The sequence below is a fragment of the Acanthopleuribacter pedis genome, assembly GCF_017377855.1.
GTDB lineage: Bacteria > Acidobacteriota > Holophagae > Acanthopleuribacterales > Acanthopleuribacteraceae > Acanthopleuribacter > Acanthopleuribacter pedis.
Genome location: NZ_JAFREP010000001.1, coordinates 222,591 through 247,200, shown reverse-complemented (window position 1 = coordinate 247,200; position 24,610 = coordinate 222,591). Strand labels below are relative to the sequence as shown.

The 24,610-nt window shown below is 57.7% G+C and carries 17 protein-coding genes and 1 pseudogene; 3 read left to right on the top strand and 15 right to left on the bottom strand.

Annotated elements, in window-relative coordinates:
• Window positions 1-29: 29 nt before the first annotated feature.
• Window positions 30-1,034: an NAD-dependent epimerase/dehydratase family protein gene (locus J3U88_RS00770; RefSeq protein ID WP_207856207.1), complete on the top strand. Its 1,005-nt coding sequence runs from the start codon at window positions 30-32 to the stop codon at window positions 1,032-1,034.
• Window positions 1,035-1,121: 87 nt separating this feature from the next.
• Here the strand turns inward: J3U88_RS00770 and J3U88_RS00765 are convergent, their stop codons facing one another.
• The 6 genes from J3U88_RS00765 to J3U88_RS00740 form a co-directional block, all read right to left on the bottom strand.
• Complete coding sequence (locus J3U88_RS00765; protein WP_207856206.1) at window positions 1,122-1,820, bottom strand: hypothetical protein; 699 nt, start codon at window positions 1,818-1,820, stop codon at window positions 1,122-1,124.
• A 478-nt stretch (window positions 1,821-2,298) separates the two neighbouring features.
• The gene (locus tag J3U88_RS00760) at window positions 2,299-2,805 is read right to left on the bottom strand and encodes a GNAT family N-acetyltransferase (protein ID WP_207856205.1); all 507 of its coding nucleotides are present in this window, start codon (window positions 2,803-2,805) and stop codon (window positions 2,299-2,301) included.
• 79 nt (window positions 2,806-2,884) lie between these two features.
• On the bottom strand, window positions 2,885-3,400 hold the full coding sequence (locus tag J3U88_RS00755) for a phage tail protein (RefSeq protein WP_207856204.1): 516 nt from the start codon (window positions 3,398-3,400) through the stop codon (window positions 2,885-2,887).
• Between the two features lie 12 nt (window positions 3,401-3,412).
• On the bottom strand, window positions 3,413-3,931 hold the full coding sequence (locus tag J3U88_RS00750; RefSeq protein ID WP_207856203.1) for a phage tail protein: 519 nt from the start codon (window positions 3,929-3,931) through the stop codon (window positions 3,413-3,415).
• A gap of 11 nt (window positions 3,932-3,942) precedes the next feature.
• On the bottom strand, window positions 3,943-4,452 hold the full coding sequence (locus tag J3U88_RS00745; RefSeq protein WP_207856202.1) for a phage tail protein: 510 nt from the start codon (window positions 4,450-4,452) through the stop codon (window positions 3,943-3,945).
• Between the two features lie 158 nt (window positions 4,453-4,610).
• Window positions 4,611-12,902: a beta strand repeat-containing protein gene (locus J3U88_RS00740; RefSeq protein ID WP_207856201.1), complete on the bottom strand. Its 8,292-nt coding sequence runs from the start codon at window positions 12,900-12,902 to the stop codon at window positions 4,611-4,613.
• A 785-nt stretch (window positions 12,903-13,687) separates the two neighbouring features.
• On the opposite strand from J3U88_RS00740, the gene J3U88_RS00735 reads away from it, so the two are divergent.
• On the top strand, window positions 13,688-14,926 hold the full coding sequence (locus J3U88_RS00735; RefSeq protein ID WP_207856200.1) for a S41 family peptidase: 1,239 nt from the start codon (window positions 13,688-13,690) through the stop codon (window positions 14,924-14,926).
• Between the two features lie 37 nt (window positions 14,927-14,963).
• Here J3U88_RS00735 and J3U88_RS00730 read toward each other — a convergent pair whose 3' ends face one another.
• The 5 genes from J3U88_RS00730 to infB all read right to left on the bottom strand — a co-directional run bounded on the left by J3U88_RS00730 (window position 14,964) and on the right by infB (window position 20,217).
• On the bottom strand, window positions 14,964-15,614 hold the full coding sequence (locus J3U88_RS00730; RefSeq protein WP_207856199.1) for a 16S rRNA (guanine(527)-N(7))-methyltransferase RsmG: 651 nt from the start codon (window positions 15,612-15,614) through the stop codon (window positions 14,964-14,966).
• Between the two features lies 1 nt (window position 15,615).
• A complete protein-coding gene (gene proC, locus J3U88_RS00725) occupies window positions 15,616-16,452 on the bottom strand; it encodes a pyrroline-5-carboxylate reductase (protein ID WP_207856198.1) in 837 nt (278 codons plus the stop codon).
• A 136-nt stretch (window positions 16,453-16,588) separates the two neighbouring features.
• Complete coding sequence (truB, locus tag J3U88_RS00720) at window positions 16,589-17,494, bottom strand: tRNA pseudouridine(55) synthase TruB (protein WP_207856197.1); 906 nt, start codon at window positions 17,492-17,494, stop codon at window positions 16,589-16,591.
• A gap of 6 nt (window positions 17,495-17,500) precedes the next feature.
• The gene (gene rbfA, locus J3U88_RS00715; protein ID WP_207856196.1) at window positions 17,501-17,893 is read right to left on the bottom strand and encodes a 30S ribosome-binding factor RbfA; all 393 of its coding nucleotides are present in this window, start codon (window positions 17,891-17,893) and stop codon (window positions 17,501-17,503) included.
• A 386-nt stretch (window positions 17,894-18,279) separates the two neighbouring features.
• Window positions 18,280-20,217 (bottom strand): translation initiation factor IF-2, encoded by a 1,938-nt coding sequence (gene infB, locus J3U88_RS34100; protein ID WP_243435718.1) that lies wholly within the window; start codon window positions 20,215-20,217, stop codon window positions 18,280-18,282.
• Window positions 20,218-20,223: 6 nt separating this feature from the next.
• Here infB and J3U88_RS34095 point away from each other — a divergent pair, with 6 nt between their 5' ends.
• On the top strand, window positions 20,224-21,006 hold the full coding sequence (locus J3U88_RS34095; protein ID WP_243435717.1) for a hypothetical protein: 783 nt from the start codon (window positions 20,224-20,226) through the stop codon (window positions 21,004-21,006).
• A gap of 423 nt (window positions 21,007-21,429) precedes the next feature.
• Here J3U88_RS34095 and J3U88_RS35195 read toward each other — a convergent pair.
• From J3U88_RS35195 to J3U88_RS00695, 4 genes and pseudogenes are all read right to left on the bottom strand, one after another.
• Window positions 21,430-21,567, bottom strand: a pseudogene (locus tag J3U88_RS35195) (translation initiation factor IF-2 N-terminal domain-containing protein); the annotation flags it as partial.
• Between the two features lie 49 nt (window positions 21,568-21,616).
• Entirely contained in the window at window positions 21,617-23,092 is a 1,476-nt protein-coding gene (gene nusA, locus J3U88_RS00705) for a transcription termination factor NusA (protein WP_207856194.1), read from the bottom strand.
• Window positions 23,093-23,102: 10 nt separating this feature from the next.
• The gene (locus tag J3U88_RS00700) at window positions 23,103-23,594 is read right to left on the bottom strand and encodes a ribosome maturation factor RimP (RefSeq protein WP_243435716.1); all 492 of its coding nucleotides are present in this window, start codon (window positions 23,592-23,594) and stop codon (window positions 23,103-23,105) included.
• A gap of 354 nt (window positions 23,595-23,948) precedes the next feature.
• Complete coding sequence (locus J3U88_RS00695; RefSeq protein ID WP_207856192.1) at window positions 23,949-24,287, bottom strand: FmdB family zinc ribbon protein; 339 nt, start codon at window positions 24,285-24,287, stop codon at window positions 23,949-23,951.
• Window positions 24,288-24,610 lie beyond the last annotated feature (323 nt).

Sequence of the window (24,610 nt, the reverse complement as noted above, 5' to 3'; positions counted from 1 at the left end):
GCTGTTTTCTGTTTGGAACAGGGGGAACCATGGCAGAAGTATTGATTACCGGGGCCAACGGTGAAATTGGCCACAGCTTGATCCGCTTTCTCGCCGAAGAAGGGCGTTACCAAGTGGTCGGCTGTGATTTACGCGAACCAACGGCGGAACTAAGCCGTCTGTGTTCACGCTTCTATGTCGGCAACATTCTCGACAGCCAATTGATTGCCGAAATTCATCAAAACCACTGTTTTGACAAGGTCTTTCACTTGGCCGGTCTGCTCTCGAGCAGCGGTGAAAAGAACCCATACCTGGCCCACGACGTGAACGTCAACGGTTCGATCAACATTCTCAAAATGGCGCAGGAAGACGCCAACCGCCGTCACAAGCCGGTGGTTTTTATGTTCACAAGCTCCATCGCCGTTTACGGCCTGCTGGGCGATCCCAACCCGGACCGCGCACTGCTGGAACATGAAAATGTGCGGCCGACCACGATGTACGGTATTAACAAGCACTACATCGAACAACTCGGCGAGTATTTCAGCGTGCGCGATAAATCCATGGAAGAACAGCGCATGGTGAATCTGGATTTCCGCTGCCTGCGGTTTCCCGGCATCATCAGCGCTGAATCGGTGCCCAGCGGCGGAACCAGTGATTTCGGTCCCGAGATGCTGCACGCGGCGGCTCAGGGAAAACCCTATGCCTGCTTCGTGAAACCGGAAGCGCGCCTGCCGTTTATGGTCATGCAAGACGCGGTTAAAGCACTGCTCGACCTGTCGCGCGCACAAATCGGCGACCTGTCACGCAGCGTTTACAACGTCAATGGTTTCTCTGCCTCGGCGGCCGAAATCCGCGAACGCGTGTTGCGCGATTTCAGCGGGGCCGACCTCAGCTACGAGGTGGTGCCTTTCCGGCAACAAATCATCGACAGTTGGCCGCGTGATCTGGACGATTCAGCGGCCCGTCGCGATTGGGGCTGGCAACCGGATTACGCCTTCGTAAAAGCGTTTGAAAACCTATTGATCCCGGCGGTCAAGAAACAATACGGCGCGTAAGGCGCCACAACCGGCTCGAAAACCACAACGCCCCGCGGTGAACCATGTTCTCGCGGGGCGTTTCGTTTTTGATAAAACCAAAAGATGTTACTGTTCGCAACCTTCGCCAAGGCACAAGGCAACGCCGTAGATGATGGTTTTATTGGTTTTGGGAATGCGATATACGATTTTTGCAGCGGCATTAAGGGAGGTTTGGGGTTGTTCGGCAAAGAAGTAGTTATCGGATTGAATCGACGGGCAGTTTTTGCAGTCTTTCGCCTTGGTCTGGGTGCTTTCCTTGGCGGCGTGCGTGTAGGAAATAGACGATTCCGCCTTGCCAAAAGCCAGGTTTGAACCACTTGGCTGGATGTTGGCATAGGAACGAGCGACCTTTTTGTAGAGGTCGATCGAGGTGCGCACAATGAATTCAACCTGGGTACCACTTGGCGCGGTACCGCCTGATTTCAAACTACCTTTCTTAACGAGTTCGGCGATTTTCTCGTCGATCATTTCCTTGGAAAACTCGTTGACCATAAATTTGACCTGTTCAGGATCTTTGGTGATCAACTTGCCCACGTAATGCTCGACACCGGAATCGTCGATAACCCCGAGGAATGTATTAAAGATGACGTCTTGTCCTTGGAGACTTTTAACATTCGCGTCCTTAATTTGCATCATACCCGTTTCGTCAACCGTGACGATCAGGTCGGCAACCGCCGCATCAACTTTTTCGTCAAAGTATGCACTTTGAGCAACCGCAATCACCGAACAGACTTGAAGTAATAAGATAAGCAGAACTCTCAACAAAGGCCTCCGGGATAGGGTAATGTCCAACTTGAACGAGCGCCGTTCGCGGCAAAAGGTCAAAAGGTCTGAAGTTCTGTAAGCGCCACACGGACCGATTCCGGGTGAAACACGGGCAAAAGGAAAAGAACCCACGGCTCGCCAATTAAAGAGGATAACCGCATGATGATCTAATCGGGTCTTATGCCGTTCCGCTTGAACAAGAAAAGCGCGTGCGAAAAAAACGTTCAGGGCCGGTTGCCTTAATGCAGCTCCTTGGTGCGTTGTTCAGGTCCGTAAATGCGGGGGACGATTTGATGATAATTGGCAGGCCCCGGCAAGGTCAACACCAAAAGGTGCCGTGGAATGGCGTTCTATCACTTGAGCGACATTGGGTTTACCCCCGCGAACAAGCGCGGCTCAGCCCGTGTTTTTCACCAAGCCGCCGTTGATATACCAGGGGTTTCAAGGTCGCAACGCAAGCCCTCACGAGAAAGGCGGGCTAACTCGCACCCTCGGTCGCGGGTTCCGGCGCGGGATGTTCCATCAGGTAATACACGCCGCTGTCGTCGATGTGCTTGAAACCCAAGCGTTCGTAAAGTCGCAGCGCGGGATTGTTGTGCTCCACATGGATGCGCACGGCTTTCCCCTGGCCGTGGGCTTCTGCGATCAGCTCGCGAAGCATCCGCGAGCCGATGCCGCGGCCGCGGAACGCGGGCAACAGGGCGATATCGATGATGCGTAGTTCCACCTTGCGATCCCGATCCACGTACAAACGCCCCGCCGGTTCGCCGTCGATCAGAATAATGTCGTAATCGGCTTCCGGCCAAGCCTTGTGGTAATGGGTGTGCTGGGCGTGAAATTGCTGATCCATCAGTGGGCGGAGCTGCTCTTCCGGCATACCCGCCCCAATAAACTCATCCCAACGGGTCGAAATGAACACTTCTTTTAAGAGCGGCAGGTCATGTTCCTGCCAAGGTCGTAGTTGAATGCGAGGTTGGTCGGTCATGGTGCTCCCTTCTTGCAAAATGAACGTGACGCCGAAAACCATCGCCACCGCCGCGGGCGCGGCGGCGGCGCATCAAAAACTAACTTCGCGAGGGATACAACCCTTGTAACGCGATGATGAAGTTCATGGCGATGAAGGGTTGTAGGTTGTTGTGGGGTTGACTGCCACCCGCGGACGGCAACGACTGGGAGGCCATGGTTACATGGGTGTTAGACGCATTGCCGTAAATTTGAGCACGCGCCAGGGAGCGGCCACTCGCCGGGGTCGTAAAATCACCACGATCCCGCGTACCACTCATGGGGTGGGTATGATTCGGCATTTGCGCCTCGGTGAGGCTCACCATTTCGACCCCCCCGCGCTGGCCCAAGCGTCGCGAGGTAAGACCCGGCCCGCGGCCGGGGTGCATGGGCACCCGCCCTTGTAGGTCGGGCAACGCGGTGGTGGAGCGACCATCGCCACCGTAGGTGGTTCCGATTAAAGAAAACAAGGCGGTGTTTTGGGAAACCGGCAGGAGTTGCCCGTCACAAAAGGCCCAACTGCGCGGCGCAAAATTGCCGGCGAAAATGCGAATTTCTGCAATAAACGGTTCAGACATAAGAGCGCTCCTTTACTGTCGCGAGGGGTAGATGCCGAACAAAGCAATGATGAAGTTGATGCACAAATACGGCATAAGGTTGGTGTGCGATCGGCTGCCCCCTAGTTTCGACACCGCGGCGCTGGAAAGGCCTTCTGTCGGCAATTCCGTGTTGTAGGAATCGGCGGCAAGGGATGCGGCAAGCACGGCACCTTGAGGATTAGAACGGTCGGCTACGGTGGTTACCGCGCGCAAGGGGTGCCCGTGGCTGGGTAACTGGTTAACGGTCAGGGTGACGTTTTCAGCACCACCCTTGGCACCCAACCGGCGCGGGCTCAAACCGGGACCGGAGCCGGCGTGAATCGGGATGCGTCCCCGCATATCCGGGAGGCCGAAGGTGGTGCGACCGTCGCCTCCGTAAATGGTTCCTAACAAACTAAACAAGGCGTCATTTTGGGAAACGGCCAGCAACTGCCCGTCGCAAAAGGCCCAACCACGCGGGGCAAAATTGCCCGCAAACATTCGAATTTCACCAACAAAGGGTTCCGACATAATAAAAGCTCCTAATTGCGTGAAGGAAACAGACCCTGCAGGGCAATGCAAAAGTTAACCGCGATGTAAGGCTGCATGTTTTCGTGCGCCTGTCCGCCGCCGACATTGGCGATGGTCCCCGTATGGAGCGTCACGGCCTCGGCGGCACTGTATTCGGAATAAAGCCGGGTGGGTACACTCGCCAGCAACAAAGAACTGGTGGGCAGAACGGCGGTCGCGTCGGTCGAGACAGCGGTTAAGCTGTGCTGGTGGTTGGGCATTTCATTGGCAGCCAGGGTGTGGGTCTCCTCGCCGGATTTTTGGCCCTCGCGGTGACCGTTGCCGACGTGCATCGGTGCCCGGCCGCGCATGTCGGGCAGGGCAAAACTGGTGCGGCCGTCGCCGCCATAGGTCGTCCCCAACAACGAATAGAGCGATTGGTTTTGGTTGATTGGTAGTATTTGACCGTCGCAGAAAGCCCAACCTCGCGGTGCGAAGTTGAAGCCGACAATACGGACTTCCGCTAAAAAGGGCTCGGACATCCATTCCTCCCATGGTTGACTGCCTCTCGCCGGAAACGCCCGTGGCGAGAAGGGTTCGGGTTGGTGTTGATGGGACCCGTGTCGTGAAACACGGGGCGGTGATGAGAAAGACTTCATGCTTCAAAGGCCTTGGGGGCGGACCAAACCCCTCAAGGCGTTTAGGGAGAGGCACACCCGCCCGCGCCGGGATCGTCGTAATCAACCACGGTTCCCGAGCCGGAGGTTCGCACTTCAACCAGGTTGGAGGCGGGGTTTTGCCCAGCGAGGTAGGCTTCGACCGTGGCCCCGTTGGTCACCCCGCTCGCGCCCAATCCCTCGATTTGAAAGACGGTTGAAAAGCGCTGGCGCAGGTAGATATCGGCAAACCCGCCCGAATGGGACGTGGTGTTGCCGGAAACCTCAACGCACATGGTGCCGGCATCGGTCGCGGCGGCACCGGAAGTGATGTCAATAGTTTCCAAACCGAAGTTGTTGGTCGTTTGAATGTTGTTCCCGGTGATGGTCGCGGAAAGTGAACCGGAACCGTCCGAAACCCGGACAAGCAGCGCGGAAAACAGTCCAGTGTAGGTTAAGGAATTGTTGGTAATCGCGGTGACGTGGGTCAATCCCCCCTCGGCAAGCACCCGCATCCCGTCGGTGGTCGGCGCGGTGATGATAAACGAGTTGTTGCGAATCTGACCGGTTAGGGTCGCGGTTGTCGCGGTATTGGGTGAACCAACCACAAATGCCTGGTTGGTACTGGATACCCCGGTGTTTCCGTTCACATCGTAGGTCACCTGGGCGGCATCGTCGGCCGAAATTTGCAGGAAAGTGGCATTGCCGGTTGCGGTGGTGGTCCCGAGGGTGATCCCGGAAACGGCGCTGTCGGTGCTGTCGAAGAGGATTGCGCTCGAGCTGTTGTTGCTCATGGTGTTGCCGGAGAAGGTCAGGGTCCCTTGGGCGCTGCCGTTGCCCTCGTATTTGAAACCGGACTCGTTGGTCGCACTGTTGATGGTGCAACCGGTCACGGCAAGGCTGTTCAGGACCGAGGTACCGTTGTTGATAATGAACACGTTAAAGCGGTTGTTGCTGGAAATGTTCGAGTTGGTCAACGCGGAGGTACCGGTGACGTTGATCAAACGAACGCCGTGTTCATTGACCCCGTTGCCGTGGTTTTGCACGGTGCTGTTGCTCAGCGTGAAGTTGGCGACGGCGTTGCCGTTAACCCCGGTTTGCCCACCATTCGTGCTGATGTTGTCCAACACGGCGGTGGTCACGGTTTCCAGGTGGACGGCGGCGTTACAGCCGGTATTGCCGGTATCGGTACTCGTGCAATTCGCGGCCGCCCCGTCGGTGGTGGCGGTATTGGCAAAATCAATGTTGGACAAGCTGATGTTGCTCGCGTTGATGAACTCGGCGCCGCGCGCGGTTTTGTTTTGGATGGTGCCGCCGCTGCCGTCGGTGCTCCCGGTCCCGGTAACCACGAAACGGCCGGTGCCGGTATTGTTACAGGAAATCCCGGTGGTGCCGCCGTTGCTGTTAATGCTGAGCCACACCAAACCCTCGGTCGTGCCGTTGCCACCGATGGTGGTGTTGGTCAAACTCAAGGACTGGCCGTTGGTGGTGTCGAGGGTGTTGACCCCGGTGTGAATGTGCAGGGTACCGCCGCTCGAGCCGCTGACACCCAAAGCGGTGGTGGTGTCGATGTCGAGGTTGCCGGTAAAACGCGTGGTGCCGGTATTGTTGCTGAGGCTCAGCGCGACGTTGGCCGCGGTATTGAGCGTGACAGAACCGCTAAATGCCAATTCGCCGCCGACGTTGTTCGCCGCCGAGACACCTTGCCCACCGCCATTACTGGTGACGGTGCCGGTCAGCGAGACGGTGCCCGACTGCTGCGCGGTTTGTTCCACGACCAGACCGGAGGTGTTGGCAACCGAACCGGCGTAGGTCAGGTTGGCCGAGCCGTTGTTGAGATCCACCGCGGTGCCGGTGGTGTTGGAGATGTCACTGCCGGCGCCGTTGCTGTTAATGGTTACAATGCCGCTCCAGCCGTCGAAGAACAGACCGGAACCACCGACATTGTCAATGTCCAATCGGTTCAGCGTCACGGCCACGGAGGCGTTGCTGATTTGGAAGCCATGCGAGGTACTGCCACTCACGGTCGCGTCACCGGTCGTGGTCAAGGTTCCTTCGACGCCGGTCAGCGAAATGCCGGTAGACGTACTGTTCACGGAGTTGATGGTGGTAACGCCGAGCTGCGCGGTCGAGGCGGTCAGCGTCAAGGCCGGGCCGGTGGTCGCTTGGAACACCGCGGCGGTGGTCTGCAACCGCAAACCGCCGGCATTGGTGTCGAAGGTGCTGGTGGTGCTGCTCACCAAACCGCCCGCGGTACCATAGAGGTTGAGGTTGTCAAAAGCCAGCGAGCCGTCAACAGCCGTCAGGCTCACCGCGGTACCGCCGACCTCGTTGGCGCCGGACCCGACAGCAAAGGTGCCGAGGTTGACTTGGGCAAGCGGTAGAGCGGTATCGGTGTCGAACACAACGGTATTGGCGTTGAGGCCGGCACCAGCGGTATCCCCGGAAATCGAGTTCCCGCTGAACGAGGTGACAAACAGCGAACCGGCCCCGCCGGATCCGTTGAGCACAATCGCGCTGCCCGCGGTGGCGGTCACATCAGCATGGTTGTCCATTTGCAAAATGATGTTGCCGGTGCTGGTCAAGGCGGCGTCGAAGGCGTTCCCGGCCGAACTTAAGGTGTTGCTGTCGAAGGTGGCGGTCAGGTCGCCGGTGTGGTTGTTGCGAATCAGCACGCCTTCGTTGGTGTGACCGCTGAACAGGTTGTTGCGCACGGTGACGCCGGTGGCGGCCGCGGCGGCGGTAATCGCCAAGGCATTGTCGCCGGCGTTGCGCAAGTCGAGCCCTTCAACCACAACCCCGGCGGCATCGGTGATGGTGAGAATGTCGCCGGCGGCGTTGGTCAAAACCGGGTGCGTGCCGGCGGCCAAGAGGGTCAAATCACCCACGGCGTCGGGGTGACTTACTTCCAAGGCACGTGACTCGCCGATCAGACGCATGCCGTTGCGCAAGGTCCAGGCACCGTCCCATTCGTTGCCCGGCGTGGTGCTGGTCCCCTCGTGAATGAACACAATGTGGTTGTCCGCGAAAGGCGCGGCGGTGAGATCCTGCAAACTGTTAAACGGCGCGGAGGAAGTCCCATCGGACACCCCGCCGAAGGAATCGTCGAAGTACCAAATCATCTCGCTCATATTAAAGGTGATGGTACCGGTATCGGATGCACCGTTGCCGTCATTGACGGTGTAGGTATAACTATCGGTAGTGAAACCGGCGGGGGGCCGATAACTGAAGGAACCGTCGGTGGCGAGCGTAATACTGCCGCCGTTGGTGGTGGCAAAGGTTCCCGCGGTGACGGTTAAGGTATCCAGGTCGGGATCGGTGTCGCCCACCAGCAGGTGGTCAATGGCGGAATCGTACACAGCCGCCCCGGCGGCGGGGTTACCGATCAAGCCGGCCGAATTGACATGCAGCAGGGTATTGCCAATCACGTTGTAGGTTTCATCGTCGGCCACGGGCGGGCTGTTGCCGGCGGCGACGTTGACGGTAACGGTGGCGTTGTCGTTGCCGCCGTTGCCGTCGCTGACGGTATAGGTAAAGGTCTCGGTACCGGAAAAACCCGGCGCGGGCGTGTAATCCACCCCAACCCCACCTGCCGTAATGGTGGCTGTACCGCCGTTGTCGGTGGCGCCCACGGCGGAAACGGTTAAGGTTTCGCCCACATCGGGTGCAAAACTGTCGTTGGCCAAAACCGAAAGGGTGGCGGTGGGATCGTCTTCATCGGCGGCGAAGGTATCGTCATTGGCGGTAGGAGGATCGTTGGTGCCGGTAACGGTCATGGTCACGGTTGCGGTATCGCCGCCGCCGTTGCCGTCGCCGATGGTGTAGGTGAAGGTTTCTGTTCCGAAGAAGTTGGCAAGCGGGGTGTAGGTCACCGTGGTGCCGCCGCCGGAAATCACGGCCGCGCCGCCTTGGTTGGGCACACCCACCGCGGAAATGGTCAGGGTTTCACCAACGTCCGGTGCAAAGCTATCGTTGGTCAAAACACTGACCACGGTGTTGGTGCTGTCTTCCAGGACCGTGCCCGTATCATCGGTGGCGGTGGGGGGATCGTTGGAACCGGTCACCGTCATGGTCACGGTCGCGGTATCGTTGCCGCCGTTGCCGTCGTCAATGGTGTAGGTGAAGGTTTCCGTACCAAAGAAGTCGGCCACCGGCGTGTAGGTAATGCTGGTACCGCCGCCGGCGATCACGGCCGCGCCACCTTGGTCGGGTACGCCGACCGCGGTAATGGTCAAGGTTTCGCCTGTATCCGGCGCAAAGGAATCATTGGTCAGGACGGTCACCGCATTATTGGTGCTGTCCTCGGCGACCGTGGCGGCATCATCGACCGCGGTGGGGTCGTCGTTGCTATTGGTGACGGTCATGGTGACGGTCGCGGTTGCGGTCCCACCGTTGCCGTCGCCAATGGTGTAAGTGAAGGTTTCTGTACCGGCGAAATCGGCTACCGGCGTGTAGGTGATGCTTGTACCGCCGCCGGCGATCACGGCCGCACCGCCCTGATTGGGTGCACCAACCGCGGTGATGGTCAAGGTTTCACCCGTATCCGGGGCGAAGCTGTCGTTGGTCAAAACACTGACCGCGTTGTTGCTGCTGTCTTCAGCCACGGTAGCGGCATCGTCGACCGCGGTGGGGTCGTCGTTGGCCGCGGCAACGGTCACGGTCACGGTCGCGGTCGCGCTGCCGCCGTTGCCGTCGCCAATCGTGTAGGTGAAGGTTTCCGTACCGAAGAAATCGGCCGCCGGCGTGTAATCCACCCCGTTACCACCCGCCGCGGGCACGGCCGTGCCACCGTTGTTGGTTGCGCCGACCGCGGTCACGGTTAAGGTTTCTCCGGTATCCGGTGCAAAGGAATCGTTGGTTAATACGGCCAAGGTGGCGACAGGATCGTCCTCGGTTGCGTTAAAGCTATCGTCGTTGGCGGTGGGATCGTCGTTACCCGCGGCAATGGTCACGGTCACGGTTGCGGTCGCGCTTCCGCCGTTGCCGTCGCCGATGGTGTAGGTAAAGGTTTCCGTACCGAAGAAATCGGCCGCCGGCGTGTAGTCCACACCAGTGCCGCCGGCGGTCACCACGGCGGTGCCGCCGTTGTCGGCTACGCCCACGGCGGTCACGGTCAGGGTTTCACCGGTGTCCGGCGCGAAGCTGTCGTTGGTTAACACCGGCAAGGTGGCGACCGTGTCGTCCTCGGTGGCGTTAAAAGCATCGTCCGCGGCGGTAGGGTCGTCGTTCAAAGGGGTTACGGTGACGGTCACGGTGCCGGTCGCGGTGCCGCCGTTGCCGTCGCCGATGGTGTAGGTGAAGGTTTCCGTGCCAAAGAAGTCGGCGAGCGGGGTGTAGTTGATGTCGGTCCCGGAAATCACGGCCGCACCACCGTTGTCGGGTACACCAACCGCGGTAATCGACAGGGTTTCACCGGTGTCCGGCGCGATGAGGTCATTGGCCAGCACCGAAATCGCCGTGTTGGTGCTGTCCTCGGCAACGGTCGCCGTATCATTTACCGCGGTGGGGTCGTCGTTCGAACCAGTCACGGTCACGGTCACCGTGGCGGTGGCACGGGACCCGTTACCGTCGTTGGCGGTGTAGGTGAAGGTTTCGGCCCCGAAGAAATCGGCCGCGGGCGTATAGGTGAGCGAGGTCCCGCCGTTAATCACCACGGTCCCGCCATTGTCCGTCACACCCACCGATTCAATCGCCAGGGTTTCGCCAACATCCGGGGCGGTGGTGTCGTTGGCCAAAACATCGAGGCTGTTGTTGCTGGAATCCTCGGCCACGGTAAAGGCGTCGTCATTCACAACCGGCGGATTGTTGTCGGGCACCACGGTCACGGTGACGGTGGCTTGGTCGGTACCACCGTTGCCGTCGGCAATGTCATAAGTAAAGGTCTCATCGCCCAAAAAGGCGGCCGGCGGCGTGTAGGCCACACGCGTGCCGCCGTCAATAATGGTGACGGTACCGCCCTGGGAGGCCGCGCTCACGGCGGTGATGGTTAGGGTTTCTCCGCTATCCGGGGCAAAGCTGTCGTTGGTCAGCGGGGTCAAGGGTTCGGCCACGGCCGCATCGGTAACCTGGAAGCTGTCGTCCACCGCACTGGGGGGATCGTTTAGCGGGTTGACGGTGACCGTCACGGTGGCACTGACGCTTTGGTTATCGGCGTCCTCAATGGTGTAGGTAAAACTATCGCCACCGTTGTAATCGGCGTTGGGCGTGTAGCGAATTTGCCCACTCTCCAAAACGGCCGCCCCGTTGGCAGGCGTGCCGACCAAGGTAATCGTCAAGGTATCGCCGGGATCGGGATCGCTGTCGTTGGCCAAAACATCCACCAGTACGTCCGCATCCTCGTCCAGGGTCGCCGTGTCATCGAGGGCAACGGGTGGATCGGCACTGTTGGCAACATTCACGGTCACGGTGGCGGTGGCGGTTAAGCCGTTGCCGTCGTTCGCGGTATAGGTAAAGGTCTCGGTGCCGGCGAAATTCGTCAGCGGCGTATAAACCAGGCTGGTGCCGGCATTGATGGAAACCGCGCCACCTTGGTTCGGCGTGCCGACGCTTTCAATGGTCAAGGTTTCGCCAACATCCGGCGCGGTGGTGTCATTGGCCAACACATCAATGGCGTTATCCGTGCTGTCCTCGGCAAGGGCCACCGTATCGTCGTTAACAACAGGCGGATTGTTGTCCGGTACCACCGTGATGGTCACGGTCGCTTGATCGCTCTCGCCGTTGCCGTCACTGATGGTGTAGGTGAAGGTTTCGGTTCCCAGGAAGCTGTTGGGCGGCGTGTAGGCCAGGTTGGCGCCACCGGCCGCGATCACCACCGTTCCACCTTGTGAGGGCGTGCCGACTTCAGTAATGTTCAGCGTTTCGCCCGTATCGGGTGCAATGCTGTCGTTGGCCAAAACATCCAGGGTTTCGCCAACCGCCGCATCCGTCACGGTAATTGCATCGTCGACAGCCTGAGGCGGATCGTTTTGCGGGGTCACCGTCACGGTTACCGAGGCATTAACCTGGCTGCCGTCACCGTCCTCCACGGTGTAAGTAAAGGTGTCGTCGCCGTTGTAATCGGCATCCGGCGTGTAGGTAATGCGCTGATCGCCGGTGATCTGGGTGCTGCCGTTGGCGGGCGTCGCCACGGCCACAATCGATAAGCTGTCGTTGGGGTCGGGATCGGTATCATTGGCCAACACATCGATGGTAACCGCGTTGTCCTCGTCGGTGGTCGCGGTATCATCGGCCGGCGTGGGCGGATCCGGGGTGTTGTTCACGGTGACGGTAACCGTTCCCACTGATTCATCGTTCTGACCATTACGCACGCGATAGGTAAAGGTATCTTCACCCACAAAATCGGCGGCGGGTGTGTAGGTGATGGTCATGTTCGCTTCCGCCGTCGCGGTCCCATTTTGGGGTGCGTCTTCCACACCCACCAAGGTGAGGTTGGCACCCGGCGCGCCGCCGTTCCCATCGTTGTCATTGGCAAGCACAGCCACATTTACCGGGGTTTCTTCATCGGTGGTCACCGCATCAGCGGTGGTTTCCGGCCCAAAAATCTCCAGATCGATCACGTCGAAGCGGAAGAAAAAGGAACCGCCCGCATCGCAGGCATAAAAGGACACAATATCCGCACGCGGGTTCCCGCCCGGCGTATCGCCCGCGGCATCCTGGGCCACTAAGGCCTCAGGCGCCCAATCACCCACTTGTCCGTCCGTAAAAATGTTTTGGGCAAAACCCATCAAGAACAAAGCAATCATGAACAGGCACAGGTTGGCACCCGGCCCAATACGCCCACGACGCCGCAACACCATCGCGGCAACCAACATCAATACGATGTAAACCAGAATCATCCAGGCACCCAGCGTGGGAATCGGTGCAGGAAAAAGGTAGGTAATTTGCGCGCCACCCGGCGCCACCGCGCTAACCACGTCGTAGTCGCCGTCGCCGGCCACCGATTCCAGCACCAAACGCAAGCCGTCACTACCGCGGAACAGCTCGAGCGGGATGCGCCCCTCAATGACATCGGCGCCGCCGTTTCCGTTATCACTGCCAACCGGCCATCCACCCGGGCTAAGCAAAATCTCGGCACCAAAGCCGGCGCCACCGCACACCTGGCGGCGAATATTGCGCACTTCCAAAGCGGACCCGTTACGCACGACGTCCAAGTGAATGAGTTGTTCCACCCCGTTAACAGTCTGTCCATCAGCCAAGGTGTAGGAACACCCGGTGGCGGCGTTTTGATCGCTATCGACCACCATGGTAAAACGGTCGGAAATTTGTGAATATACGGGAAAACCCATAACCAAACTACAAAACAGCATCGTGCGTCGCAAATCGCATCGCATAAACATAACCTTGCTCCCAGGCTGGACCACGACCATTCGCACGATGGATATACCAAATAACGCGATAAAACTGCGTAATTGAAAAGTGTATGGGGGTCGGGTCGGAAAGAAAATAAGAGGGGGTGTTAGAGGTTCATCTTATAGGGAGCCCTGGTCAAGGTCAAATCCAATTTGGAAAGAAACAAACCTGAATGAATAAACACCACCAAGCATTCACGCCGGCCGCCCCGCCAAGGCGATGGATCCACACGCCTCGCGCCACTCGGGACCTTTTCGTGGCAAAACAGTTCGGCAGCACCACAAAAAAGCCGCGGCGTCCCACGTGGGAACTTAAACCTCAAGTGAGCGATTCTTGGCGACGCACTTGCCCAAGTATCGGCGCGTCCTGCGCCAAGCGTTGGGGTGCAACGTGCCGTAAACATGCACGACGTACCTTCCAGGTACCCGTCTCGTGCGCGACCCCGGTGCGCTTTTTCCAACACCTTTCGCACCAACCCTCGGCGCGTCCTGCGCCGATACTTGGGCTATTGCATCCACCCGAATCGCACACTTTAGGTTTCACCCCGTCTTTGCGTTCAACAAAGCAGGTACCCGACGGGGAACGGCACCCTCTTTGCCACGAAAAAGGCAAACCCAAGTCTATGTTTCCAGAAAACTTAAGCCGAGGCGGCCGTCATCCGTCAACAATAAAAAACGCCCTTAATCCCCGCGAATCGCCTCAATTCTCTATACCGGTGTTCCCGTCCAAATCCGCTACAATAGGCGAACCACCACCAGGAAGGTTTCACACCATGCACCTCGTCTCTTCCCGCACCTTTTTCCCAACCGTCGGCCGCGTTTTCTGGTGGTGCCTGTTGTTTGGCTTTGTCCTCGCCGCGCCGGTTCACGCCGAAAAACCGCCCGGAAGCGAGGCACGCGAAGCGGTTTTGGCCAAAATCGAAAGCATCCTCCACCGTGAAGCCTTTGCGCTGGAAACCGATTTCTCGCGGTGGTCCGACCATCTGGCCAAACACCGCGGCGCCATCGAAGCGGCCGACTCACAGACGGCGTTCCTGAACGCGGTGAACCTCGCACTTTCCGAGTTCGGCGTCTCCCACGTGAAAATCAAAACCAAACGGGCGGAGCGCCGCAAACGACTGGGCAGCAAACGCGGGCTCGGAATTTATCCCATGCCGGCCGAAAACGGCCTCATGATTACTTGGGTCACGCCCGGCAGTCCCGCGGCACGCCTCGGCTTGGCAGGCGGCGACCTGATCACCAGAATCAATGGGGAGCCCGCAACCAAACTCTCCCAGCTACGCAAAAACGAAGACCAGATTTACGCCCTTTCCTGGCGGCACAAGGACATCGGACGCGACGGCGTTCTCAAAAACAGCCTTTACGCCAAGGAACGCCCCGGCCCGGTACGCATTCTCAACCAAAACATTTATTTCCTGCGCATCCCGAGTTTTGACAACGGCACCTATGACGAAGATGTGGTTGAGGCTTTGTTCGAAAACGCAACCGGCGCCGGCGGTTTGATTCTGGATTTACGCTCCAATCCCGGCGGTGAGATCAGCAACCTCAAGCACCTCATGTCCTTCATGATTCCCCACGGCAAAGCCCTTTTCCACGAGGTTCGCGAGAACAAGCACCGCCCCGGCTTAACACCCAACATCAAAGTTCACCGCGCCAAACGCAAGGATCGTTTTTACCAAGGCCCCCTCGTCGTGCTGATTGATTATTGGACGGCGAGTTCCGGGGAAATTTTTGCGGCGACGCTGCAGGAATACGGCCGCGCTCGCCTGATTGGCAGCCCCACCCAAGGTTTGGTGCTGCCCAGCATGATTTTCGATCTGCCCCACGGTTACCGGCTCCAAGCCCCGGTTGCCGACTTAACCACCCCGGCGGGCCAACGGCTCGAAAGCAACCCCACGCGCCCGGATGAAGCCTACACTCCACAAGACACGGCCAATGAGGAGACAATGATCCTGGCCGCGCTCCAACACTTTGAACGGGAAAGGAACATGCTGGGCAGGGACGAACAATAGGCACCGGCATCACAACGACGAACCGGTTACCCCTCAATCAGTCATTGATCCAAACAAGGTGGCGTTCCTCGGCGCCGCCATAGGTTTTCAAAGCCTGAATTCGCGCCTTCACATCCGCGCCACATGCCGCCAGCTCGCTGTCGATTTTCTCGCGTCGTGCTTTATGCAACATGTAACGACCCCCTTTTTCGTAAAAGGGACGGGTCAAGTGAAGCATGGTCCCAATCGGCTTAAACGCGCGCGCCGTCACCAACTTAACCGCCTTGGGCAACACGCCGTCCTCGGGAATCGCACCCATGACTTCCAACTTGAGCGGCAAGGATTCAAAACGGCGCAGGCTGCGGTTCTTTTGCGGACTTTTCTCAAAAAGGAAAAAGCGCGTTTGCGGGCGGCATAAGGCCAAGGGAATCGCGGGAAAACCGCCGCCGGTACCCAAATCGGCAACCGCCGCAACATCCGGCAGGAAAGGAAGCGCGGCGAGGGAATCCAGCAAGTGCGCCTCAATCAGCACACGGGGTTCCATCTTGCGGCTAAACAAGTTGATGCGCTGATTTTCTTCCCACACCATTTCCAAGTAAGCGACCAAGCCATCGAACGCAAAAACGGCCACGCCCAAATCAGCTAAATCCGTGTCGTAATCTTCAAGTAGGTTTTCCCAATCCGGCGCCATCGCTTCCACCTCGAGCATCCTAAGCGTTCCCCAAACCGGCAGCGGTTCGGGTTGCTTCTTCCACGGCCCGCGCCAATGTGGAGCGAATGCGGCCGTCTTCCATGGTAAGCAGCGCGCTGATCGTACAACCCGCCGGCGTGGTGACCTCGTCTTTTAAGGTCGCCGGGTGCTTGCCCGTATCTTGTACCATCATCGCCGCACCCAACATGGTTTGTGATACCAACTGGAACGCGATATCACGGGGCAAGCCCACTTTTACCGCGCCGTCCGCCAGGGACTCAAGGATCAGGTAAATGTAGGCCGGACCCGATCCACTAACCGCCGTCACCGCATCCAAATGGCGCTCATCCAACTGCCACACCTTGCCGACCGATTGGAAAATTTCCTGGGCAACCAACATGTGATCGTCTTGCGAATGGGAACCGGCCGCGAGCACGGTCACCCCGGCGCGAATCAAACTGGGCGTGTTGGGCATGGCGCGAATCACCGCGTAGTTCGGTAACGCTGTTTCAATTTGTTTAATGGTGGTGCCCGCCGCAATCGATACCACCAGACCCGAGGGCTTCAACGCCTTCGACGCCTTTAGCTGATCGAGTACCTGGACGACGCGGTAGGGTTTGGTGCAAATCAGGAAGGTATCGGTTTGGGCGATTTCGTCGACCGGCAAATCGCGGTAAACACGAATACCCAATTCCTCGGCAATCCGCTTTTGGGAATTGCTCGTCGCCACCACGGCCCACACATTGTCGCGGGTAATACGGCCCGCCGCCAACATGCCTTTAATCAGCGCGCATCCCATTACCCCGGCACCTATGACCGCGATGCGTTGCTGCTTGAGGGTTTCCCCGTTTTCCATGTCCGCCTCCAGGCTGTTGCAGGAACCCGCCTGATAACCATTTGGTTTGGAACAGGGGTCGGCGCCGAAAACGGGCCGCTATGCAACGCGGTCAAATCTTAGCGCACTTCGCCGCGCGGCGACATCCTTTCCACACCTATTGGAGGTCGGGTGCCAAGTAACACAAACCACGCGGCGCCACCGTCCCCTTGTCCGCCTTACAGCGGAACACGGCCCCCATTTCCTCGCCCCGCTTGAAAACCGCCAAAAATTCGGACGGCAACGATTGGTCGGTGTGGAATGGGCGACCTTCGATAAAAAAGGTGTACGCACGATGGGGCAAGGCCACTTCCGGAAAACGCGACAGCACCTGGCTCACGGGCAAACTCCAGCGACCCAGCTCCTCAAAGGTGAGTTTGTCCACGTCGGCGCAGGCATCCAAGGAAACATCGCCCACCTTGTCACGCACCAAGGTGGTCAGGGAGGCACAGGTTCCCAAAGCTTCGCCGATATCTCGCGCTAAAGCACGGACATAGGTACCGGTCGAACAAACCACACGACACATCAACCGATCCGGGGCGTTTTGCGTCAGTTCTAATTCATGCAAGGTTACCCGTTTCGGTGGTAAATCAACCGCTTGGTTTTTCCGCGCCAGTTGGTAACTCTTCTTGCCCTGCACCTTTTTGGCAGAGAAGGCGGGTGGAATTTGGTCGTAGGGCCCCAAAAAGGATTGGCGCACGGCCTCGAGTTTCTCCGGGGTCAACGCGGGCACCGGCATGGTCAAATCCTCTTCCCCGGTTGGATCCAGCGTGTTGGTGCGCACGCCCAGACGGATTTCGGCCATGTACTGCTTGGGAAGTTCATGTAAAAAGTCGGCGAATTTGGTCGCTTTCCCAACCGCCATCAACAAAATGCCCGAGGCAAACGGATCCAAGGTTCCGGTGTGGCCCACCTTGGTTTTGCGTGGCAACAAGCGGCGAACGCGGGCAACCATGTCGTGCGATGTCGGCCCAACCGGTTTGTGGATGGGCAGAAAAACAAAAGGATACCAAGCTTGATTCATGAGTCGTTATTCCTGGGTTTCGCCGGACGCCGCGTCGGTCGCGTCGGCTTGATCGTCGTTTTGGTGCATGGTTTCGAGAATTTTCCCAATACGGCGTTCCGCAACCACGTCTTCATCGACATGGAAACGCAACTCAGGCACCCGGCGCATCTGTACGCGTTGCGCCACAATGCGTTTCAACGCACCCTTGGCACGACGAAACGACTCGATCGGTACCTCGGGATTGGTATCGTCATCCAATTCGGTAAAAAGCACATCGGCAAATTGTAGGTCGGGGCTGAGACGAACACGGGTAATGGTGACCCCGTCAAAGCCGGGGTCTCGCATCTCGAAACTAAGCGCATAACTAAGCACTTGACGGACCTGTTCAGCTAAATTGTTGAGACGATGTGTCGACATGGAGACCTCCTTCCACGCTGCCCCACATGCCTAGCAAGGGTTCACCAGGAGACATACGGGCTGAAAGCGACCGAGGGCCGGCACGGAATCAAAAGAACCGGGCGCAAGCAGTCAGGCCGCACCAAGAAAACCGGGCCTGCCGACAACAAGCGCCGTTCTCATTCGCAAGCACGCTGTTCTCACAAGGATTTTTGGTTGAAATCTTTGGAAACCATGCGGACAGGAATAAAAACGGCGCTCCTAACGCAACAGGACATTGCGCGAGGCTCTTTTCTCGCGGAAACCGCGAGGAAAGCGCTGTAGGCCGGACATCAGCCGATTTATTTGTGATGGGTTCAAAAAACGGCCGTGTAAAACACGGCCGTAGGATTGGGCACGCGGGCGCGCTACAGTTTGGTTGGCAACACTTTTTCCATTTCGAAGAAGACAAATTGGTCTTGTTCGCGGAATTCGGAAAAGTCTTTAATGCCGATACCACATTCAGTACCCGCTTTGACCTCGTTAACGTCGTCACGGAAGCGCTTGAGTGTGGCCAATTCGCCTTTGAAGAGTTCATCTTCACCGCGCATGACACGCACGCCACAAGAACGTTTGACGTAACCGGTCTCGACAGAACAACCGGCAACCGCGCCAAGTTTGGCCACGTTGAAGACCTGCTTGACAATGGCTTTACCCACGTCTTTCTCACGGTACTCAGGTGCAATCAAGCCAACCATTGCCGCTTCGATCTCGCGAACAACCTCGTAAATAACCGAGTAGAAGTGAACGTCGATTTGCTCTTGTTCCGCCAAATCCATGGCCTTCTTCTCGCCTTTGTTGTTGAAACCGATGATGATTGAATCGGAAGCCGCCGCCAACAAGACATCGTTTTCCGTGATGCTACCAACACCTTGGTGCACAATGCGAAGGTTGACTTTTTCGGATTCCAACTTGTTCAGGGCGAAGGCCATACCTTCCAAAGAACCCTGTACGTCAGCCTTGATGATCAAGCGCAACTCTTTGATTTCGTCTTGCTTGAGGTTGCTGAACAGCTGATCCAACGAGGTGTGTTTCTGACGGCGGAACTGGTCTTCTTTGACCTTTTCCTTACGGAACGCGGAAACCTGACGGGCCGTGGCTTCGTCGTTCACCACGCGGAAGATATCGCCCGCGGCGGGTACTTCCTGGATACCGAGCACCTCAACCGGGGTACTTGGCGTGGCCACCTCGACATTGGCGCCGAGATCGTCGTGCATTGCACGAATTTTACCGTAGGTCGAACCCGTGATGTAGTAATCGCCGATTTTCAAGGTACCGTCTTGAACAATCAAGGTCGCAACCGGACCGCGACCGCGATCCAACTTGGCTTCAATCACCGTACCTTGCGCTTTCCGCGTGGGGTTGGTGGTGTAATTGTTCAGTTCGGCAACCAACAGAATCATTTCCAACAATTCATCGATGCCTTGACCCTTCTTGGCGGAAACCTGAACGCAGGGACTGTCGCCACCGAAGTCTTCAACGACCAACTCGTGCTCGGTCAGCATTTGCTTCACACGTTCGGGGTTCGCTTCCGGCTTATCGATTTTGTTGACACAAACGATAATGGGAACCTTGGCCGCCTTGGCGTGGCTAATCGCTTCAATCGTTTGCGGTTTGACGCCGTCGTCGGCGGCGACAACCAGAATGACGATATCGGTCACCGAGGCACCACGCGCACGCATTTTGGTAAAGGCTTCGTGACCCGGTGTATCCAGGAACACAATGTCTTTTTCGTCGTGCTGTACCGCATAAGCACCGATGTGCTGGGTAATGCCGCCCGCTTCGCCCGAGGCCACCTTGGTGGAACGAATCGCATCAAGCAGCGTTGTTTTACCGTGGTCAACGTGACCCATGATGGTCACAATCGGCGCGCGTTCGATGAGGCTATCGGTACCGTCGCTTTCGTTGGAGATCAGGGTTTCGTCTTCCTGCAACTGCAGATCTTCTTCGAAACTGACGATCTCGGCCTCGTAACCAAAGTCCTTGGCAATCTCAATCGCGAGTTCACTCTCAAGCACGTGGTTCAAGGTCGCCATAATACCTTTCTCAAACAGGCGTTTGATGACGTCCTTGGCCTTGCGATCCACCTTCTCAGCCAGTTCCTTTACGGTAACACCCTCGGAAAGCATGATAATGCCAAGCTCCTCGGACGGTAATTCAACCTTGTTTACCGATACCGGTCTGATCTTGTGGGTCTGCTCTTCATTGCGATTTTTCTTCTTTTTCTTTTTACGACCCGGCGGCTTGTTGGGACCTTTAAGCCGCATCGTGTTGGTTTTGGCGGCACCCGCGGCAGGCTGTGCCATCGTAAATTGTTCGCGCAACATATCTGTCGTAGCAGGCTGACGGGAACGCTGTCCGCCGCGATTGCCACCTTGGCCGCCGCGGTAACCACCACCTTGCCCACCGCCGGGACGTCCACCTTGGCCGCCCTGGCCGCCGCGATAACCGCCACCTTGGCCGCCTTGGCCGCCGCGGTAACCACCGCCTTGGCCGCCTTGGCCGCCGCGATATCCACCGCCTTGGCCGCCTTGGCCACCTTGGCCGCCGCGATATCCACCGCCTTGGCCGCCTTGGCCACCTTGGCCGCCGCGGTATCCACCGCCTTGGCCGCCTTGACCGCCGCGATAACCACCGCCTTGGCCACCTTGACCGCCTTGACCGCCTTGACCGCCGCGATAACCACCGCCTTGGCCGCCCTGGCCGCCTTGACCGCCGCGATACCCACCGCCTTGGCCGCCCTGGCCACCTTGGCCGCCGCGGTAACCACCGCTTTGGCCGCCTTGACCGCCGCGATAACCACCACCTTGGCCGCCTTGGCCGCCGCGGTAACCACCGCCTTGGCCGCCTTGGCCGCCGTCACGGCTGTAGCCACCACGGTTGTCCCGTGGCGGACCACCGTCGCGGTTGTAGCCGCCGCGGTTGTCGCGCTGACCACCGTCGCGGTTGTAGCCGCCGCGGTTGTCGCGTGGCGGACCACCGTCACGGTTGTAGCCGCCGCGGTTGTCGCCTTGTCGGCCACCGTCACGATTGTCACGACGATCACCGTCGCGGTTGTAACCACCGCGATTGTCGCGCTGACCGCCTTCGCGTGAGTCGCGACGCTCAGGCTGCTTCTGCTCGGCCGCGGGCGCACCACTCTGGGCGGGTTTCGCCCCGGTCGGTGCCGCCTTGGGGGCAGACTCTGAACCCGTTTCAGGTTTGGCTTCCGCGGGTTTCGCGGGTGCCTCATCCTGGCGGGCCGCCTGGTTAATGCGCTCTTCCAATGAGGTGTTGCGCTTGCGTTTCTTCAGCTTAGGTCGTTTCGGTTTGGGCGCTTCAGCTTCCTTCGGCGCGCTTTCTTCCGCCTCAGCGGTTTCCTGCGCTTGGTCCTTCTTAATGATGCGGACCTGAAGCTTCGGGGCAGGCTTTTGCTGTTGCTTGCCTTTTCCACCCTTATTTTTTTTCTCGTTTCGCGTCCCAATAGTCGCACGGCTATCGCCGTCAACCACGGTCAATTCGAACTTCCCAAGTTTGGCGCGCACGGTGTGGAGGGCATGTTGGTCTAAAACCGCCGTGTGCGATGAAACAGGGATGCCCGAGGAACGGAGTATATCCATTATCTCCTCAGCGGAGCGCGAATACTCCTTCGCAATTTGGTACACCCTTACAGCCATTCAAGGACCTCCATCACCCTACAAACATACTGTCTGATCAAATCGTGTCTTACTCTTCTTCTTCAGTGTCGTCTTCCTCGCCAAACTCCTGCTCATAAGCTTTGGCGAGCTGAATGATTTCGTTTACGTCGTCTTCCGAAAGCTCTGGGATCTTATTGAGCACACCCGGATCGGTGTAGAGCAGGTCTTCGATGTAGAAGATGCTGTAGGCTTCCAAGACTTTTCGCCGTTCTTCCGACAAGCCGTCCAGGTAAACCAGCGACACACCTTCGTCGCCTTCTTCATCTTCCTCATCGTCATCTTCGCCGGGTACATAGCCGTCCTCATCGTCGGGGACCACTTCATCGTCGTAATCGGCGGGTACTACCTCATTATCCGGGTCTACCGCCTCGGCGGCGGGCTCCAGGGACGCTTCGGTTTCTTCAGTTACTTCGGGTTCTTCAGCAGCTTGTGCCGACAAAGCTTCCATAGCCTCGCTTGCCTCGACACGTTTTTGCTCTTCGGTTTTTACTTCAATCGTCCAACCGACCAGCTTGGACGCCAGACGCACATTAATCCCTTTCTTGCCAATGGCCAGAGAAAGCTGATCTTCGTCTACAATCACTTCCAAGCGACGATCCATAGGATCCGCGATGATGACCCGATTGATTTTCGCAGGGCTCAAAGCGTTGGAAGCGAAGAGGGAGATGTCGTCGGAGTAGCGAATGATGTCCAGTCGCTCACCCTTCAACTCACGGATGATGCTACGCACACGCGAGCCACCCATACCAACACAGGCGCCGATCGGATCGACGTCACCGTCCGTTGAGTAAACCGCAATCTTGGAACGATCCCCGGACTCCCGCGCGGCGTTTTTGATCACCACCGTCTGGTCGTAAACCTCGGGTACTTCCATTTCAAACAGTTTGATAAGCAAACGGGCGTCCGAACGAGAAACCTTTACCTGCGGCTCCTTGGTGCTGCGGTCGGCACCAACAATGACCACTTTGGTACGGTCGTTTTGGCTGTAGCGTTCATTGCGCGACTGCTCGTCCTTGTGCATAATGCCTTCGACATTGTTGCCCAAGTCCACAATTACATTGCCGCGCTCGAAGCGACGGACCACGGCGGTAACCACCTCACCCATTCGGTCGGAAAATTCTTTAAACACCTTTTCCTTCTCGGCGTCGCGCACCTTTTGCAGAATGACCTGCTTGGCGGCGTGGGCGGCGATCCGACCCAACTCGGTGGTTTCTTTTTTGATTTGAATCATGTCGCCTTCGGAAACGCCTTCGTAGTAAAGCTGAGCGTCTTCAATCGGCAACTGGCGGCGAGGATTCACCACCTCGGATACAACTTCTTTGATGGCCCACACTTCCAGCTCACCCGTACCGCGGTCGAGCTGAACGGCAAAGTTTTCATCGTTTTTGAAAACTTTCTTGGAAGCGGCGATGACGGCTTCTTCGACCGCCGAGATGATGATCTCAGGGTCGATACCTTTTTCACGACTTACCTGGTCAATAATGGGCAATAGTTGCGACGTCATCGCTGGGCTCCTAAGAAAAGTTCAAAATCGGTTTCAAGGTCGCTTTGGAAATCAACTCAAAAGGAATGTCGACTTCCTTCTGATCGTGTTCGTTGAGAACCCGCACGGATTCGGCGGAACAGGCAAGCAAGGTGCCGGTAAACTTTTTGCTACCCTCAAACGCCTTGTGAGTTTTGACAAAAACGCGTTCGGAAAGGAAACGTTCAAAATCAGCGAGCTTGACCAACGGCCGATCAACGCCCGGCGAGGATACTTCAATGCGGTAAGCGGTGGCGATGGGATCGTTTTCTTCCAGTGCGTCGGCCACCAGATGGGTTGCTTGACCGCAATGGTCGAGGGTCACACCGTCAGGGTGATCAATGAACACGCGCAATACCCACTCTTGGCCCTCGCGCTTATATTCAGTAAGCACAACTTCCAGATCGGTATTTGCCAGGGTGTCCCGGACAATGCTATCAAATTGTTTGGTTTTGCTCTTTCCGTTTGTTTGTTTGTCTGTCATGAAGGCATAAAAAAAAGTGGGCTGATCCCACTTTCTTGGGTTCTAATCTTTAGCGCGTGCATCGGATGCCGGAGCTCGGAGATACGGTGCCATGGTACAAAAAAACAGGGCACGACGCAAGAACGAAGTCCAAGCAAAGAGACGGCTGGGCGGCTTCCATTAGCTCGGGTGCTTGCTGTAGGCTCCTTACTAGAAGTTCAAAGGAGACAGCCGTACACCAAGCAGCGTTGCGAGCAAGACCCACGCGACTAAGCAACCGTCGGATTTAACCACAAACCTTTTACTTTGACAAGGCCAAGCGCTTTTTTTTCATTCGGAAACGGCAAATCGCCGCGGGCCGAGAACCCGTTTGGCTCAATCGCCGATTTTAGAACGGAAGTCGGGGTAACTCGACTGATCGCCGGCCACGGTATAGCGCTTTTCATTATCCGTGGCGGTCACGTTCTCATAAACACCGCTGTCCCGCTTCACCAGCTTGGTAAAACCCATATTTTTTAGTTCGCTGTTGGTTTTGGGGAACGCCAAACCCGGCGCGGAAACCAAACGCTCCACGGGGGCCCCGGGATCGGTTTCACCCGGCGGATGACCGGCCGTTTCGCACAACTGTCCCCAGGTTTCCATTTTTTCAGCAACGGCGTGCATGACTTCGACCACTTGGCCGTTGGCGGGACAGCGGTAATCATAGGTTGGCATGGTTTCCTCCAGCATCATTTCAGCGCAACGAATCCAGGTCGGCCGGGGCGTCCATGATCAGGTCATCCCCGCCGCGGCCACCGAGACATCCTGTCGGCCAAAGCCTTTCCAAACAGGTTACACGGCCTACGCCCGGACAGCTCGATAAAAATAACGCGTTCCAGTCGCAACGCGCAACAACCGAAGCACCCAAGCACAATCATAAAATCCACTTGGGTGAGGTAGATTTGTGATTCTTTGGTTAGAATAGGGGAACCAACAACAACCCATGATCGGTTCGTCTCGGGCCGGAACACCGACCCGGCCCACGCGGTCGCTTTCGC